This window comes from Vibrio sp. 1580, from assembly GCF_033340055.1.
Window position 1 is genome coordinate 215942 of sequence record NZ_JAWOVT010000007.1, and the last position, 16908, is coordinate 232849.

The 16908-nt window shown below is 45.6% G+C and carries 14 protein-coding genes; 9 read left to right on the top strand and 5 right to left on the bottom strand.

What is annotated here, in order from left to right:
- The first annotated feature begins 37 nt into the window (after positions 1 to 37).
- From R7093_RS13560 to R7093_RS13590, 7 genes are all read left to right on the top strand, one after another.
- Positions 38 to 904 carry a DUF72 domain-containing protein gene (locus tag R7093_RS13560; RefSeq protein WP_262648784.1) on the top strand — a complete coding sequence of 289 codons (867 nt, stop codon included), beginning with the start codon at positions 38 to 40 and terminating at the stop codon, positions 902 to 904.
- A 93-nt stretch (positions 905 to 997) separates the two neighbouring features.
- A complete protein-coding gene (gene cmoA, locus R7093_RS13565) occupies positions 998 to 1735 on the top strand; it encodes a carboxy-S-adenosyl-L-methionine synthase CmoA (protein ID WP_262648787.1) in 738 nt (245 codons plus the stop codon).
- An 81-nt stretch (positions 1736 to 1816) separates the two neighbouring features.
- A complete protein-coding gene (gene cmoB, locus R7093_RS13570) occupies positions 1817 to 2788 on the top strand; it encodes a tRNA 5-methoxyuridine(34)/uridine 5-oxyacetic acid(34) synthase CmoB (protein ID WP_017820038.1) in 972 nt (323 codons plus the stop codon).
- A gap of 276 nt (positions 2789 to 3064) precedes the next feature.
- Complete coding sequence (locus tag R7093_RS13575) at positions 3065 to 3811, top strand: ATP-dependent zinc protease (protein ID WP_005378391.1); 747 nt, start codon at positions 3065 to 3067, stop codon at positions 3809 to 3811.
- An 11-nt stretch (positions 3812 to 3822) separates the two neighbouring features.
- Positions 3823 to 5328 carry an inactive transglutaminase family protein gene (locus R7093_RS13580; RefSeq protein ID WP_005378389.1) on the top strand — a complete coding sequence of 502 codons (1506 nt, stop codon included), beginning with the start codon at positions 3823 to 3825 and terminating at the stop codon, positions 5326 to 5328.
- 3 nt (positions 5329 to 5331) lie between these two features.
- Entirely contained in the window at positions 5332 to 6300 is a 969-nt protein-coding gene (locus R7093_RS13585; protein WP_005378387.1) for an alpha-L-glutamate ligase-like protein, read from the top strand.
- A 227-nt stretch (positions 6301 to 6527) separates the two neighbouring features.
- Complete coding sequence (locus R7093_RS13590; RefSeq protein WP_005378381.1) at positions 6528 to 6680, top strand: hypothetical protein; 153 nt, start codon at positions 6528 to 6530, stop codon at positions 6678 to 6680.
- Positions 6681 to 6823: 143 nt separating this feature from the next.
- On the opposite strand, the gene mukB is transcribed toward R7093_RS13590, so the two are convergent.
- Genes mukB through cmoM form a run of 4 tightly spaced genes read right to left on the bottom strand, consistent with a single transcriptional unit; the run spans position 6824 to position 14127 of the window.
- On the bottom strand, positions 6824 to 11287 hold the full coding sequence (mukB, locus tag R7093_RS13595) for a chromosome partition protein MukB (RefSeq protein WP_318146703.1): 4464 nt from the start codon (positions 11285 to 11287) through the stop codon (positions 6824 to 6826).
- 2 nt (positions 11288 to 11289) lie between these two features.
- On the bottom strand, positions 11290 to 12015 hold the full coding sequence (gene mukE, locus R7093_RS13600) for a chromosome partition protein MukE (protein ID WP_005378379.1): 726 nt from the start codon (positions 12013 to 12015) through the stop codon (positions 11290 to 11292).
- The gene (gene mukF / locus R7093_RS13605; RefSeq protein WP_017634722.1) at positions 11996 to 13333 is read right to left on the bottom strand and encodes a chromosome partition protein MukF; all 1338 of its coding nucleotides are present in this window, start codon (positions 13331 to 13333) and stop codon (positions 11996 to 11998) included. The genes mukE and mukF overlap by 20 nt, the downstream gene beginning before the upstream one ends.
- Positions 13334 to 13335: 2 nt before the next feature.
- Positions 13336 to 14127 carry a tRNA uridine 5-oxyacetic acid(34) methyltransferase CmoM gene (gene cmoM / locus R7093_RS13610; RefSeq protein ID WP_025766915.1) on the bottom strand — a complete coding sequence of 264 codons (792 nt, stop codon included), beginning with the start codon at positions 14125 to 14127 and terminating at the stop codon, positions 13336 to 13338.
- Between the two features lie 114 nt (positions 14128 to 14241).
- On the opposite strand from cmoM, the gene elyC reads away from it, so the two are divergent.
- Positions 14242 to 15027: an envelope biogenesis factor ElyC gene (gene elyC / locus R7093_RS13615; RefSeq protein WP_005387893.1), complete on the top strand. Its 786-nt coding sequence runs from the start codon at positions 14242 to 14244 to the stop codon at positions 15025 to 15027.
- A 71-nt stretch (positions 15028 to 15098) separates the two neighbouring features.
- Here the strand turns inward: elyC and torR are convergent, their stop codons facing one another.
- Entirely contained in the window at positions 15099 to 15809 is a 711-nt protein-coding gene (torR, locus tag R7093_RS13620; protein ID WP_005378370.1) for a two-component system response regulator TorR, read from the bottom strand.
- 266 nt (positions 15810 to 16075) lie between these two features.
- On the opposite strand from torR, the gene torD reads away from it, so the two are divergent.
- On the top strand, positions 16076 to 16723 hold the full coding sequence (gene torD / locus R7093_RS13625; protein WP_005378369.1) for a molecular chaperone TorD: 648 nt from the start codon (positions 16076 to 16078) through the stop codon (positions 16721 to 16723).
- The last annotated feature ends 185 nt before the right edge of the window (positions 16724 to 16908 follow it).

Consider the following 16908-nt stretch of genomic DNA (forward strand, 5'->3'; position numbering starts at 1 on the left):
GTAAAGTATTCACACGAGTAGCAAGCAGTAAAGAATAATGGATAACTTACCTCTTCGACTTGGATTGACGATGTGGTCGCACAATCAATGGCAACAAAGTTTTTACGGCAGCGGGACAAAGCCCGCTGAACGTTTAGAAAGGTATGCGCAAGTGTTTCATACCGTGGAAGGCAACACGACATTTTATGCCACACCGACGCTCAATACAGTGCAAAACTGGAGAGCCGCAACCCACGATGATTTTCGCTTTACTTTCAAACTTCCTAAAGCCATCACTCATGAGCAAATGCTAAGAGGTTGCAGCGAACAACTGAGAGACTTCATGAAAGTCATGGAGCCTTTGCATGACCGTGTGGGCCAATGGACAATTCAATTGCCAGCCGCATTTGGTCCTGAACACCTTGTTCGACTGAAAAAGTTCTGTGCGAGCTTTCCACCTAACTTCCCTCTCGGTGTTGAGGTTCGCCATATGGCATTTTTCTCCAAAGGCGAAGAAGAGCGAGCACTTAACCAATGGTTAGTAGAGAATAATATTGACCGCATTATTATGGATAGCCGCCCAGTCTTTGCCGCTAAGCCCGACAATGAGGCGATTATTGATGCACAAATGAAAAAACCACGAGTACCTGTTCACGCCATTGCTACCGCTTCACACCCTTTGATTCGCTTTATTGGTCATCCAGAAGAACAGCAAAATTACGAGTTTTTTAAACCATGGCTCAACAAGTTGCCACAATGGATTGCCGAAGGTAAACAGCCATATGTCATGATCCATACCGCAGACAATATAATTGCGCCAGAGTTGGCCGCAAACCTATATAAAGACATACAACAGCGTATCACGCTCCCTGAGTTAGCACCTTTCCCTGCTGACGATGGCAACTCGCAGTTACAGATGTTCTAACGCAACACATGACAGAGGCGCGAAATTCCCATAAAATACGCGCCTTTTTTGGTGCCTGACATTTTCAGGCGGTTTGTATGCAGAGACTTAGTTATGAACCCTAAGAGCAATCCAGATACTATTTTTTCGGCTCCAATCGATAAAATTGGGGATTTCACGTTCGATGAACGCGTAGCGGAAGTATTTCCTGACATGATTCAACGATCGGTACCGGGTTACAGCAATATTATTTCTGCAATCGGTATGCTGGCAGAGCGTTTTGTAAAACCTCACTCAAACATCTATGACCTTGGCTGTTCTTTGGGTGCTGCAACATTGTCTATGCGTCGCCATATCAAACAAGAAGGTTGCCAAATCATCGCAGTGGATAACTCTCCTGCGATGGTTGACCGTTGTAAACTTCACGTCAACGCTTACCGCAGTGACACTCCTGTGGATGTAGTAGAAGCAGACATTCGCAATATCGAAATTGAAAACGCGTCAGTGGTGGTGTTGAACTTCACTTTGCAATTCCTCTCTCCAGAAGATCGTTGCTCCTTGCTCGAGAAAATTTACGCAGGCCTGCGTCCAGGCGGCATTTTGATTCTATCGGAGAAGTTCGTCTTCGAAGATGAAGTTTCGAACGAACTGTTAATTGACCTTCACCACGACTTTAAACGTGCGAATGGTTATAGCGAACTAGAAATCAGCCAAAAGCGCAGCGCGATAGAAAACGTAATGCGCCCAGATTCAAAGAAAGAACATAAAGAGCGTTTCGCTAAAATTGGCTTTTCTAGCTACGATGTTTGGTTCCAATGCTTTAACTTCGGCTCCATGTTCGCAATTAAATAGACCATGCACACAAAGCCTGAACCATACCGATTTCGGCTTTTGTTAATAATTTATACCCATCAACTCAGCGATTAACTAACTATGTTTAACTTTGCAAATTTCTACCAATTGATTGCCCAAGACACTCGTCTTCAACCTTGGCTTAATGTGCTTCCGCAACAGCTAACGGATTGGCAAAATGCAGAGCACGGTGACTTTGGTCGCTGGTTGAAAGCCCTGAACAAAATCCCAGCGGGTAGACCGGACAACATCGACATTGTTGATTCTGTCACGATTTCAAACAATGAGCCCATGCCTCAAGGGGAACTTAAAAAGCTAGAAAGCTTACTTCGTACATTCCATCCTTGGCGCAAAGGCCCATACAACGTACACGGCATCCATATTGATACTGAGTGGCGCAGTGATTGGAAATGGGACCGCGTGCTTCCGCATATTTCACCATTAAAAAATCGCAGCGTACTCGATGTAGGTTGTGGTAACGGCTACCACATGTGGCGCATGCTAGGCGAAGGTGCACGCTTAACTGTCGGTATCGATCCATCTCACCTGTTTCTAATTCAGTTCGAAGCAATTCGTAAACTAATGGGCGATGACCAACGTGCACACCTATTGCCATTGGGTATTGAACAACTACCTAAGTTAGAAGCGTTCGATACGGTATTCAGCATGGGCGTGCTTTACCATCGCCGCTCGCCTCTCGATCATTTAGTGCAACTAAAAGATCAATTGGTATCTGGTGGTGAACTCGTATTGGAAACACTCGTGATTGAAGGTGATGAGAATGCAGTACTGGTCCCGACTTCTCGTTACGCGCAAATGCGTAATGTCTATTTCTTCCCTTCAGCAAAAGCCCTAAAAGTGTGGTTAGAATTGGTCGGTTTTGAAGATGTTCGTATCGTTGATGAAAACATCACATCCGTAGATGAACAACGTACCACAGATTGGATGACGCATAACTCTCTACCTGACTACTTAGATCCGAACGACCCAAGCAAGACTGTAGAAGGCTACCCTGCCCCTCGCCGCGCGGTTCTTGTCGCTCGCAAATCATAATTCGCTGAGATTCCTGACATTGTCTTAACTCATTTTACGAGTTAAGACATTACCCTCTTTCCTCGTAATGAGCGAGTTTGATTTTTGAATCCATTTTTCACGTCAAAATATAAGCACGCTCTAAATAAGGATGCGCTTTTATGTCCTTGATTTTTGGCTTTTCATCACTATTCCTCAAACAATAAGTAATAGAGAAACATTCTTACTTGTGAGGCTTTATCGATATAAGCTAAACTCCTAAAAAATAAACAACTTAATCCAATCCCAAGGTTTTCAATGTTATTACGATTGACCCCGATTGTTGCCATCGCCTTACTATCTGGATGCTCACTAACCAAAGGCGAACAGTACCACCAAGAAACGTTAGCGGCGATTCAAAATTCAGAAGCGAATGTCAATAATCGCATTACCAACCTAGAGCTACAGCTCAGCAACCAATCGGACTATATCGACAGCCTTGAAGAACAAGTCGATAAACTACAGGTTGAACTTCTTACATTTCGCGATGAAGCAATGGCAGAAGTAAAAAAACCGAAAGAGCCGATTATTGTCCAATCTCCCGCTCCTGTGGAACCAACCCCAACTCACGATATTGTCCTTGGCTCTATCGAAAAGGTCACTGTAGAGTCGATTAAGCAAACTTTTGATGCACGTATCGACACTGGTGCCGCGACGTCGTCTTTAAATGCCGTTGATATTGAAGAGTTCGAAAGAAATGGCAAAAAATGGGTCCGATTCCACTTAGCAGACACCAGTAAATCCGAAGAAGAGAAAAGTACTTGGATCGAAGCTCCTGTCATTCGCTACGTCAAAATCCGCCAGGTTACCAGTGAAGAGTTAGAACGCCGCGCTGTGGTAGAACTTTGGGTGCGCGTTGGAAAAATTCATGAAAAAGCGCAATTTACGTTGGCAGATCGCTCACATATGAACCATCCTATTTTACTGGGTAGAGAATTTATGCGCGACATAGCACTTGTCGATGTAAGTCGTACCTATATCCAAACGGACGAAGATAAAAAATAATAAGGTAGATTATGACGTCAAAAATACCGTTTTACCTTTCTATCATCTTATTGGTGATTGCGGGCATTGCTCTGAGTGTTTTCAGACATGAAAACTACGGCGTGCCTTGGACGCCAGGCGAAACTCGCCAGGTGTGGGATGTAGAAGCTCGTATTGAGTTCAATGCTAACGGCAACGAAGTAAAAGCGTCACTTGCAGCACCTCATACGCAAAGTGGTTACACACTTATAGGTGAATCTGCTTCCTCATCAGGTTATGGCGTTTCCTACATCAATGACGATTCAGGCCGTCGTGCAGAATGGTCAATTCGCCAAGCTCAAGGGCCACAAACCATATACTACAAAGCCCAGTTCTTAGTAGACCCTCAGGCTAAAGTCACTCCTTTACCGCCAACGGAAGACATTACGCCACCAACGCTATCAGCACCACAAGCAGCAGCGGCAAATGCCCTTATCGAACGTGCGATGAGTCGCTCAGCCGATAATGTGACGTTTACTCGTGAGCTTATCAAAGCGCTTAATGACCCAGATAGCCAAAACTCGTCGCTACTACTGAACGATTTCAGCCGTACTGATGCACTACATAACATTTTGCTTACCGCAGGTATACAGAGCAAAACCGTCGGTGTTATCGAACTAGAAGATGGTCGTCGACGCCAAACAATTCAACCAATGGTTCAGGTTTGGTCAGGTAAAGATTGGGTACTGTTTTCGCCAAAATCCGAACAAAAAGCAGTGAAACCCAACTTGTTAGTGTGGGATGAATCAAACGTATCCTTGCTTGACCTTGTTGGTGGTAAAAATAGCCAAGTGCATTTCTCGATGATTAAGCAAGAAATGACACCACAACAAGCTACAAACAACAAAATAGAAGCAGATGGATTACTGAATATTTCAATTCATAGCCTACCTTTGGAAGAGCAAGCGATGTTCAAAACCATTATGCTCATCCCTATCGGTGCTCTGATCGTTGTGTTCTTGCGTGTGATTATCGGCCTGAAAACATCCGGTACCTTCATGCCTGTGTTGATTGCCGTTGCTTTTGTTCAAACTCAACTATTAACGGGTATTGTCGGTTTCTTGCTAATTGTAGGTACAGGCCTGATTATTCGAAGCTATTTGTCTAGGTTGAACTTATTGCTGGTAGCAAGGATATCTGCGGTCATTATTACCGTTATCATGATCATCTCGGTGTTCACCGTTGTTGCGTTTAAGATGGGCTTAACGGAAGGCCTAACAATTACCTTCTTCCCTATGATCATCTTGTCTTGGACGATTGAACGTATGTCAATCCTATGGGAAGAAGAAGGTGCGAAGGAAGTTGCTCTGCAAGGTGGTGGTTCATTGCTGACAGCGGTATTAGTTTATCTTGCAATGACGAACTCATACATTCAACACTTAACCTTTAACTTCATTGGTCTACAGTTGATTGTTCTGGCCGGTATTCTATTACTAGGTACTTACACAGGTTACCGCCTCACTGAGCTACGACGCTTCAAACCACTAGCGGAGGACTAAACGATGTTCGAAAGTTTTACTTCGCCGTCTAAGCTTCGCCATAAAGGCATTATGGGGATGAACAAGCGTAACCACAGCTATATTGGCCGTTACAATGATCGTTCTAAATACCCACTTGTCGATGACAAGCTAAAGACCAAAATTATTGCACAGGCAGCAGGAGCAACAGTTCCTGCCCTGATCGGTGTCATTCATAACCAAGCTGAAGTTAAGACTATCCACAAAATGGTTGAGAACTGGCCTGGTTTTGTAATCAAACCTGCACAAGGTAGTGGCGGTAAAGGCATTCTGGTTGTTACGTCTCACAAAAACGGGGTATATACCAAACCCTCCGGCTCTACAATTGGTAGGGATGAGGTCGAGCGTCACATTAGTAATGCGCTTGCTGGCCTTTTCTCTCTTGGTGGTAAAAATGACGTTGCTGTGGTTGAAAACTTAATCAAGTTTGATGACTGTTTTGATGGCTTCAGTTATGAAGGCGTACCAGATGTTCGGATCATCGTATTTAAAGGTTATCCAGTTATGGCGATGATGCGCTGTTCTACAGCGGCTTCCGACGGCAAAGCAAACCTTCACCAAGGTGCCGTAGGAGTAGGCATTGACATCGCGACAGGTAAAGCCGTCAGAGCGGTGCAGTTCGATCATCCAGTGACTCATCACCCTGATACAGGTAAAGACCTTTCGACCCTTCAAGTACCGCATTGGGAGCGCTTGCTGGAGCTTGCGTCAAGTGCCTGGGAAATGACAGGTTTGGGATACATGGGTACGGATATGGTGCTGGATAAAGATGAAGGACCTATGGTTTTAGAGCTTAACGCTCGCCCTGGTCTGGCAATCCAAATCGCTAATGGTGCAGGCTTGCTTCCTCGTTTGAAACACATAGAGAGCCTTGGCACACCTGCTGAGTATCCAAAACCGATTGAACGCGTCGCTTACGCAGCAGAGCAGTTCGGTGTGAAGCCGTTGTTCTAACCCTCCGACCTAATGTTCGTTATTACTCGCCAGTAATTGTCATGATTACTGGCGTTTTTGTTCCCGCATCCAAAAACCTTGCACTTGCTCTCCTTATTAAACACATCCTTCCCATATATAAGTTGAATCAATGATCGAGCTAACAAAATCAACATAGATCGTTTCTTTTCTACTTTGCCTTTTGAGTATGATGAGAGCTCCCCTTACTCAACTTGAGAGGTTGGGAAATGCTAATAAAAGAAACAAATAATGATGAACCAGAGCTTGAAGAACAAGAGAGCTTAGACCAACACCTACAACGCTTGTCTGAGCTTTCTGTCCAAGCACTTGAAGAGCTTGCTGAAATGATCGAAGTCAGGGACGATATTCCAGAGGAATAAACGTCGCTTCCTCATTAAGTTCCGTTAATAAGCCGAGACTGCCGTCCTACAGTCTCGGCTTATCTTATGTATTTCGAAGCCTGCCTCGTAAACAGATACAAAAACGCCCGCGTTCATTGCGGGCGTTTTGTTAGATTCGAAGTTTACGATTCAAACTCTTCAATCATCTCTTGTGCTTCGGTCTTAGGCTTATCCGTTTGACCAAAACCGCGCAGACCCACTACGTGTACGTGTTCGTGGTCTTTAAACACCTTACGCACCAGTTTGTAGGTCGTACCTTTCTCTGGGCTGATGTTTTCTGGTGCCGCGATAAGAAGCTGCATATCCAGACGGTCACACAATTCGAACAATGTCGCGATCGATTTCGCATCCAGACGCGCTGCTTCATCTAAGAACAGCAGACGACAAGGCACAATGTCTTTACTGCGCAGGCGGCGTGATTCTTCTTCCCAGCTTTGAACAACCATCAGTAGGATTGACTGACCAGTACCGATCGCCTCACCTGTTGATAGCGCGCCAGACTCAGCCTGTAGCCAACCATCTGTACCACGGTTCACTTCTACACTTAGCTCTAGGTAGTTACGGTAATCCAGTAGCTCTTCACCCAAAACCTGAGGAGAACGTTGACCCATATCGATATGTGGGTTCACACGTTGGAACAGCTTCGCCATTGCTTCGGAGAAAGTAAAGCGAGTCGATTCAAACAGGTCTTTGTGCTGCTCTTGTTGTGTCGCTAGACCGTTCAGTAGCACTTCGTGACTTTCGCGGATCTTCACGTTTAGACGTACGCCCTTCACCTGACCAAACGAAATGTTCGACAAGCCTTGATTCAGCATACGAATACGGTTTTGCTCACGCTGAATCGTCTTCTTGATGATGCTCGCTACCGACTCAGAGCTGATCGCTAGACGGTTTTCACGTTGCGTTAGCTCTTCCGTTAGACGCGCCAGCTCGACTTCCATCTCTTCGATTGCTTCAACTGGGTCATCAGTACGGATGATATCCTGACGAATACGCTCACGAAGGTGTTGGTATACAGCAATATAGAACAGAACTTTACGCTCTGGACGAGCGTTGTCTTCTGATAGACGCAGCGCATCACGCAGGTCGTCATTGTTCGCAACCGCTAGACGCAGCGCACCCAGTGATTTATCCGACATCGAACGCAGTTCATCCGCTGACATGTAAGCCAGTTCACGCTTGTGTAGACGACGCTCAACATCGTTCTCACGCGCCAGACGAAGCACTGAACACCAGCCAGCTTTCGCTGCAACCACGAACGTACGCAGCTCAACGTATTCTTTCTGAACTTTCTTCAGACGTTTTGCCAAGCCTTTCATCTCTAGTTCAGTAGAGGTGATCGTACGCTCGTATTCGCTCTTACGGCTGCGAGACGTATGTAGACGCTCGTGCAGTTCGTCACGACGACGCATTGCGCGCTCTTCTGCACCTTCGTCAGCGTTCACGCCAAACTCTTGAAGCTCTTGTTTGAACTCTTGAACCGTTTCCAGTTTCGCTTGGTGTGAACTCTTCAATGAAGCTAATACTTGGTTGTATTGGTTCATTTGACCTTGCGATTGCTTCAACTCTTCACGAGAGCGAGTACGCATTTGTTCAGCTTGAACCAGTTTAGCTTTTAGCTGCTCACTCAGTTCGCTACTCTTGTTCAGTAGGTCTACGGAATCTGAGTAAGCGAAGTAGTGACGACGTTCAACGAGATCTGAGAGTGCAAAGATTTGCTTCTTAAGATCTTGTAGCCGCTCGTCTGCCGCTTTGTATTCTGCTTCTAGTGCATCGAATTGCTCTGGGTCAGCATCAAGCGCAGACGCAATATTCTCTAATTGCCCGACGGCTTTTGCATGGTTGTTTAAGAAGTTTTTTGCCTCTGCAAGCTGAGCGATTTTCTCTTCTAGCTCATCAAAACGCGCTTGCAATGACTCATCTTCAACAAGCACCATGTGTGACGCTAGCTTGTCCAGAGAAGACAACGCTTGCTTGCTGGTTTGAAGCTGAGAACGTTGTTGTTGCTCTTTCGCATCCAGATCCGCCAACACGCGAGCAATTTGGTTACGCTTATCACGAATAGTTGCCAGTGCTTGTTCTGGATCGGCGTCAAAAGCAACCTGAATGTGGTTAGACACAAATAGGTTAAACGCTTGGTACAAGCGCTGCATTTTCTGAGAATCAAACGCCGCTTTCGCGTGTTTCTCTACCACTTCTTCTCGTTCGTTACGCAGCAACTCTAGACGCTGCTCACGTGCCGCACGGCCAAACAATGGGATCTCAGGCAAGCGAGAGTAACGCATTTGGCGATCGTTCATACGAACGCAAACCGCGCCCTCTAACTCTTCTGCATCGAACGAGCTGTCATCAAAGGCATCGATGTCACCTTCAATGATGTACAAGTCTTCTGGACAGTCGTCTAGCTCTACCAGTTTTTCTTCGATGCCTGACAAGTCAGAAACAACGATAGCGTGACGAGCCGGACCGTACATCGCACTGAAGTAAGGCGCGTCATCAATCGTGATGTCATCGTAGATCTCAGACAGCAATACACCGCCCAGCGTATCTGCCAAACCTTTCAGGCGAGGGTCGTTTGAACCACCAGGAGAAGCTAGGCGCTCAATCTCAGCGTCTAGCTGGCTACGGCGCTCAGCAAGCTTATCTTTAGCTAAAGACAGCTCCCTTTCTTGTTCAAGGACAACTTGCATGTGGTTCATTACCGCATGGCGATCCTCAAGCTCTTCACCGCTCTGCTCTCTCAGTTTCTCTAGCGCATCGTTCGCCGCAATCCAAGCTGGTGCTATTGCTTCAAGCTTACTGATTTCTGCCGCCGCGTTTTGCTCTAGACGGCGCTGTTCACCACGCTGATCACGAACTTCTTCTTGAGCTATCTCTAGTGATTCGATTTGCGTCGCATGACGTTCACGTTCTTGTTCAAATGTAACCTCATCGGTTAGTTCAACGTGATATTGCTTTTTGTATTCAGCAACCAGTTCACGTGCTTGACGCTGCTGGTTAAGGCTGCGTTCGAGATCACGGTGTTGTGCTCGCCATTGCTGTTCGTTTTGTGCGATTTGTTGTGACTCACGCGCTTTCGCGATTGCAGTTTTCGCATGTTCAGACGCGTCTTTGCGCTCAACTTGACCAACGACGCTTTGTACCAGTTTAAGCGCGGTTTCAAACTGCTCTGCCGCTGCAGAAGACATGTCCAGTTTGTGCTTAACCGATAGCAACGCATTGGTGTTTTCTGATTCTTTGCTCTTAAGCTCAGAGACAAGCGCTTGTGCCGATTCTGCCGTTAGGCTGTCATCGCCAAGTAGCTGCTTCGCTTTCTCCAGCGCTTGAACTGCTTGTTGATATTGAAGGGCGCGAGTTTGCTGAACGTCAAGAGCTTGCTGGTAATCAGCAAGTTGCGTCTTAAGGCTATCCACCTCTTCTTCTGCAACGGTAGCTTGCTCTTCAGCCATCATCACGCGTTCTTGCGCTTCTTCGACTACCATCATTTGTTCTTCAAGACGCTCGCTAAGCTCTTCAAGATCTTCTTGGTAGCGTTCGATCTTCTCTTGCTGACGCAGCGCGTTTTGCACCAGTTGCAAGTGATCAGAAGCCGCTTGGTAGTCTTGCTCTAAAGAAGATTCTGACTCGATCAGCAGTTCCAGCTCTTCTTGAACGCGGTTAAGCAGATTGTTTTGCTCAATCAAGGTCTCGCGAGAACCAAATAACTCTGAACGCAAAGACAATGTCTGTTCTAGTTTTTTACGACGCTCGTTAGCATGGCGCATATAGTCCGCTGCCACGTAGTTGGTCGACTCTGTAATCAAATGTTTGAACAAGTCACGGTCTGCTTGCGTGGTTTTGATCGCTTCTAGCGTCATGCGGTTTTCACGCAGCGCCGATTCCATATCTTGGAACGCTTTCTTCACGCCGCCGTTTTGTGGCAGAAGGTAGTCACGTAGCGAACGGGTAATCGCACTTGAGATACCACCGTAAAGCGATGCTTCGATCAGGCGGTAGAATTTAGAACGGTCACCAGAGTTACGCAGTTTCTTCGGAATCACACCGAATTCGAACATCTGCGAGTGGTAATCCACGATAGAAGAGAACGCTTTGAATTGAACGCCTTCAAATTCTGCGATTGATTCTTTTACTTCATTGATTTGACGTACACGAGCTTGAGTCGCAGATACGCTTTCAACCAAGATATCCGTTGGTTTCACATGGCTTGGAAGACCTTGGATCACAAACGGTTTGATGTCTACTTTCTTATCACGACCCGCAACTTGCTGTAGTTTTACTGCAAACAATAGGCGTTGGTTACGTGAGTTCACCACGTCTAGCGCCGCATAACATGCGCCCGGCTGTAGCTTACCGTACAAACCTTTGTCGCGAGACGATTGGCTGCTGCCCGCTTCTGTCGTGTTACGGAAGTGCAGCAGCGTTTGGTCAGGAATCAATGCGGTGATGAACGCCGCCATTGTGGTTGATTTACCTGCACCGTTACCACCTGATAGCGTGGTGACCAGACCATCGATGTCAAACGTACGGGCAAAGAAGCCGTTCCAGTTGACCATGGTCAGCGATTGGTATTTACCGCGTTCAATCATGCTCATGCTTCACCCTCTTCTGTTGTTTCTTCTTGGGCTTGGTCGTCTTGATCTTCTTCAGACAATAAGCTGCCTTGGCTTGGCTCTTTGGTGTGCACTACTGCTTCACCATCACGGATTAGACGCAGCTGCGCTTCACGCATGTCATCGCCAATACGTACATCGGCACCAAAGCGGAATACCGCTTCACTGATGCTGAATTTACCGGTTTCACCGATGTTGATGATCATGCCTAGGCGACGCAAACGACGAAGTGACGTACGTACTTTTTCAAACAGCTTTTCTTTATCAAGGTCAGAACCAGTCGCACGGTTCGTCACTAGCTTCATCAGCTTGTTTTCGTCTGCTAGAGCAAGCAGTTCGTCGTACAGCTCTTGGTTAGTAAAGATGCCTTCGTGCGCAAGACGCTCTGGGCTTAGGTAAAGGAAACACAGTACCTTCCCCACCAGCATATCCAGTTCAGAAAGAACACTACGGCCAATCAGAGACGTTGAACGAGGACGAAGGTAGAAGAAACCTTCTGGCGCTTTCACCAATTCGGTGTTGTAGCGTTGGTAGAAAGAAGAAAGCTCAAGTTCGAAATCCGACAACAACGCGTGATTGTCTAGATCTTCACTTGAGATATGACGCCCTGCTCGAAGCATGCTGTCTAGCGCTGGGAACAGAGGGTTAGAAATTGCTTTTGCCAGATTCTCTGACATGTATTCATTAGTATCGGTCGATGACATTCGCTTGTACCTTTGCCCCAAATTCGTTGATTGCTTTCCAGTCTGGTTGAATCGCTTGGTAATCCGATTCTGAATACCCTAGACGTACAGCTTGATCGACGATAATGCGAGCTAAATCAAAATGATGAGTGTAAGGGTGCTGTGCAAGGTAATCTCGCAGTACCACACTCAAATCGATTGGTGTGCCTTGATCTTTATGCGCTTTTAGCATGTCACCAATTCGTTCAGACAACTCATCATTGACTTGTTGAAACTCTTCGTATTCTACTTCCATCGGAACTTGACCCGTGACCTCGTCATCACGCAGTACTAGGGCCTCATCACGAAGGTCGGAAAGCCTCTCCGCATCTGCATAAGTCAGATACCAAGGCGCATCGAAGTAATCTTTGACAGATTGACGCAGACGCGAGCTAAACGCACGATTCTTATCCATATCGATTGCAGTACGAATAAACTTGTGCACGTGTCGGTCGTAACCAATCCAAAGGTCGATCGCTTGCTGGCCCCAGCTTGTGATTCGGTCCAGCTTCATTTGCAGACCAAACAAGGCTTCTTCGATAAACTCCAGCTCAGGGTCACCGTAAACAATTTCTTGAATATCGAGGATCTGAGTTTGCAGTTCATCACTGGCGGCTTGCAGCGTATCTTGAAGTTCACGCAACGTGCTTGATGTTTCTGACAGAAGTGCTTCACAGTTGTTGATCGCTTCGCGCCAGTCTTTGTTAAGCAGGTCAGCAATCTGTTGTTTCACTGACTGTTGCTGCTCATCCATAACACGTTGGTTGAGGTCAATTTGATCGAAGATTTCGCCTACAGAATATTTTAAAACACCGTATACGTTTTTCTTCCAGTGACCCGGTGTGCCACCTTTTTGTGCTGCCTCAATCGCTTTCGCCATTTCATCCGCTACCATGGATAGCTGGATAGATAGACGCAGTTTTGAGAACTCACGATGACGCACGTAGTAGTCGGTTATTCCTATCGCTAATGGCGACAAGCGGTAAATGCTCGCTCCGTCAGTAATTTCACTGACAAAACGGCTCATAAGACGCTGCTTAACCATCTCGTTGATCGCATTGTTCGCACGAAAAGCGGAGGCTTCGCCGGTCTCATCAAATAGTCGAGTGACGATGGCAAATGCATCATGCAGTTCACCTTCACCCAGTTCTTCATCGAACCTTTCATTACTCAGTACGGCAATGGCTATCAAAAATGCCAATCGCTCTGTGGTCAGGTTCAACGAGAAATCGTGCTGCTTAACCCAGCCAACCAGCTCATCGATTGGTTGCTCTGCAGCATTGAGAGTCATCTCACTCATTGTTATTCCTGTTTATCGTTCTTTTTAGCCCACACATGAATGTAGCGGCCTAATGAGAGGTATGGCTCTTGTCGACAAAGTTGTTTTTCTAGCGCCAACACATCTTCAAACTCGTAATCACCCATGTATTCCATATTGCCTATGTAATCACTAAATGAGCGAATACCAGATTTGCCACAAATATTAAAACCTGAATTTTCTATCCACTGGTAGACTTCTTCAGGTTTTAAGCCTTTTTGCGGCTGTAGTTTAAATCTTTTTCGGTGAGGCATGCCGTCTAATATATGAGGAATGTTGCCACAAACCACGTTTTTATAGACTAAACCGTGGTGGTTGTAGAACATGACTGATGCGATACCTCCCGGTTTTACTTGTTCAAGAACTGTTTCAAGTGCGGCCTTAGGATCAACCAGCCACTCCATCACAGCGTGGAACATAACCAGATCGACCTGTCCATCCATATGTTCACCGATGGATTGGACAGGCGAATGAATCAGGCGATACTGCTCAAGCAAACCGTTTTTTTCAATATCCTGCTTAGCCAACTGCAGCATTTCCGAAGATAGATCACATAAAGCGATTCGATGTCCGAGCTTAGCAAGCTTTTGCGACATTTGTGCCAAACCACCACCAGCGTCTAACACTTCTAGGGGTTGCTGGTCAGCATCTAATTCACTTAGAATCTGTAGAAAATCTTCCCACACAATGATTTGGCGGATCTCCCCTTTATCGGAGCCGTAAATATTTTTTGCAAATTTGTGGGCGATATCGTCGAAATTGCGGTCTTCTGTCACTTCTGCTGAGTTATCATAACGGATTGTGCCGCTATTCTGGCACAAGGAAAGCAGGAATAAAGAGGGATACCCTCATTTTTATTATCAATTGATGTTTTTTCGGACTATTTATGTATGTTTGAGCTGAAAAAAGTAGTGTCAGCCATGCTTATGCCCCTTCCGGCATTGCTGCTGATAGGCTTGTTGGGTCTTGCTCTCATTAGTTTTACTACAAAACGTAAAACTGGCTGCTTCGTTGTTCTATTCTCTTTTGTTGGCATTTTTCTTGTTGCCTTCCAACCTGTTTCAACCAAGCTTCTTATGCCGTTAGAGCGAGAGCATAAAGCCTTTTTGCCAGTTTCTGGCACCATCGACTACGTGATGGTTTTAGGGAATGGTCATGTTATCGATGACGAAATTCCACCCACCTCGCAGTTAAGCCGTGCAGCATTAATGCGCTTAACTGAGGGCATTCGTATTTTAAGAATGTATCCAGGCGCGAAATTAATCTTATCCGGCTATGCTGGCGGATCTGAAATTAGCCACGCGCGAATGATGGCGAACGTTGCCCTTGCGTTGGGAGTCGCGAAATCCGATATCATTTTATTAGAAGATGCGAAAGATACGTGGGAAGAGGCGCGTCAAGCGGCTGCATTCGTTCAACAAAAGGAGATTGTGTTAGTCACTTCTGCGAGTCACATGAGCCGTGCATTGTATGAGTTCAACGCAGCAGGCATTAAACCAATCCCAGCCCCGACCAACTTCTTAGCTATTAGCGAGATAAGTCAACCTTGGGATAAATACTCACCTAAAGCGCGTTACTTAGAACAAACAGAGCTTTATTGGCATGAGTACTTGGGCAGTATTTGGCAAAGGTTGCGTGATACTGTCGGCCAAACACCAATGGTTGAAGCAAACTAGTATTATCTTGAAGCCACAAAAAAGGAGAGCCGAAGCTCTCCTTTTCTTTTTACGATTGAGTTATGTTCCAACTAGTCACCAGCAAACATATAGCCTTCGCCGTGCACCGTTACAAAAATCTGTGGGTTCTTAGGATCGAACTCCATTTTTGCGCGCATACGTCGAATAAGAACATCAATGGTGCGGTCATTCGGCGCATCCACTCGATGGCTGATCATGTTCAAAATACGCTCACGACTTAACACCTGGTTAGGGTAAGACGATAATGCCACCAAAAGTTCATACTCTGCTTTAGTTAGTTTTACTGGCTCACCGTTGCGGCTAAGTGCGCGACGTTGAATGTCGAATGTCCACTCCCCAAAGCGCACAATGTGCTCTTCACTGGTTTCATTCGCTTTCGAGCTGCCACTGCGCGCTGCTGAAATACGCCACAGCAAGTTTTTCACGCGAACTAACAGCTCTCTCAGTTCAAAAGGTTTTGTCACATAATCGTCAGCACCCATTTCTAGGCCTACGATTTTATCAATGCTATCCGTGCGTCCTGTTACTAATATGATACCAATATCCGATTGGCTACGTAACTCACGAGTAAGCATCAGGCCGTCTTCACCAGGCAGGTTAATATCCAGCATGATCAGGTCTACATCGCCCGCTTGCAAAACTTCACGCATTTCTGCGCCACTCTCTGCTTCGCTGACTTGGTAGCCCTCATTTTGGAAATATCCCGCAAGCTTACTACGAGTTACAACATCATCTTCTACGACTAATACGTGATAGCTCATTTACACCACTTTTCTGTCTTCTTATTATCCAAGACGTATTCTATTCATAACTAGTAACATTTCTAGTCATAGATACATTAAAACGCAAGATTTAGCGTTTTTATTGATTCAAAACAAGCTTACCCATTGCTATTAATAAACGGTCATTTTTGACCATAAAACATAACAATTATAGTTACTGCTATTCATTTTAATTGATTACACTTAGGGGATATCCCTAATTGACTTTGTGATGCATGACTTGAAGCATCATTCAGGAGCCCAAAATGCAAGAAGTGAAAGCTTTTAATGAAAAACGCGCTGAAATTTACTGGTGGTTTTCGAGCTTGTTCGCAAAAGAACTAACAGAGAAAGAATTGGAAGCCTATCACAGTGTTGAAATTCGCAGTTTTCTCGCAGGTTTAGGTGAAAATGAGTCGCTGAAACCAGCTGTTGATAGCCTAGTTGATGCATTGAATCGGTTACAAGATCGTGAAGATGCACAACTAGAGCTTGCAGCTGACTTTTGTGAACTGTTTTTGAAGACAGAAAAATACGGCGCTCTTCCTTACGCATCCATGTACATTGGTGAATCAGGTTTACTGAATGACAAGCCAGCTGAGGAAATGGAAAAGTTGATGGCTGAATTTGGCGTTCAAGTAGACGAAAACCTAAAGGAACCTGCGGATCACTTAGCCGTTGAGCTCGACTTTCTCGGGAACATGATTATCCGCTCAAACGAGCTTGAACAAGAAAAACACATGGAAGAAGCCTTCGTTAAACAAAACGACTTTATCCAGCAACAATTGATGTCTTGGTTACCTCAGTTTTCAGACAAATGTAAAAAATTCGACGAATTTGGATTTTACTCGAGTGTCGCGAAACTATTAGTTGCATTTTGTAAACTAGACAGCGCCTACCTTCTTGGTGAATAATTGCCGCCTATTTTTAGGGAGCCTGCCTATCGGGCTTCCTGTATGCCTGAAAGTGACCAATTGTAAGTAACTTGGGTATAATATTCGTTTGCCTTAACTTAGCGCAAAGACGCTTGGTTATTTAGCAGTCAAAATGTGACTTCAAATACACAAATCTCTTGCTGAAAACATTGCTAGTCAGTCCA

Excerpts from the sequence above, each read along its gene's own strand:
- R7093_RS13560 (WP_262648784.1), top strand. The coding sequence starts at position 38 with ATGGATAACTTACCTCTTCGACTTGGATTGACGATGTGGTCGCACAAT.
- cmoA (WP_262648787.1), top strand. The coding sequence starts at position 998 with ATGAACCCTAAGAGCAATCCAGATACTATTTTTTCGGCTCCAATCGAT.
- cmoB (WP_017820038.1), top strand. The coding sequence starts at position 1,817 with ATGTTTAACTTTGCAAATTTCTACCAATTGATTGCCCAAGACACTCGT.
- R7093_RS13575 (WP_005378391.1), top strand. The coding sequence starts at position 3,065 with ATGTTATTACGATTGACCCCGATTGTTGCCATCGCCTTACTATCTGGA.
- R7093_RS13580 (WP_005378389.1), top strand. The coding sequence starts at position 3,823 with ATGACGTCAAAAATACCGTTTTACCTTTCTATCATCTTATTGGTGATT.
- R7093_RS13585 (WP_005378387.1), top strand. The coding sequence starts at position 5,332 with ATGTTCGAAAGTTTTACTTCGCCGTCTAAGCTTCGCCATAAAGGCATT.
- R7093_RS13590 (WP_005378381.1), top strand. The coding sequence starts at position 6,528 with ATGCTAATAAAAGAAACAAATAATGATGAACCAGAGCTTGAAGAACAA.
- mukB (WP_318146703.1), bottom strand. The coding sequence starts at position 11,287 with ATGATTGAACGCGGTAAATACCAATCGCTGACCATGGTCAACTGGAAC.
- mukE (WP_005378379.1), bottom strand. The coding sequence starts at position 12,015 with ATGTCATCGACCGATACTAATGAATACATGTCAGAGAATCTGGCAAAA.
- mukF (WP_017634722.1), bottom strand. The coding sequence starts at position 13,333 with ATGAGTGAGATGACTCTCAATGCTGCAGAGCAACCAATCGATGAGCTG.
- elyC (WP_005387893.1), top strand. The coding sequence starts at position 14,242 with ATGTTTGAGCTGAAAAAAGTAGTGTCAGCCATGCTTATGCCCCTTCCG.
- torR (WP_005378370.1), bottom strand. The coding sequence starts at position 15,809 with ATGAGCTATCACGTATTAGTCGTAGAAGATGATGTTGTAACTCGTAGT.
- torD (WP_005378369.1), top strand. The coding sequence starts at position 16,076 with ATGCAAGAAGTGAAAGCTTTTAATGAAAAACGCGCTGAAATTTACTGG.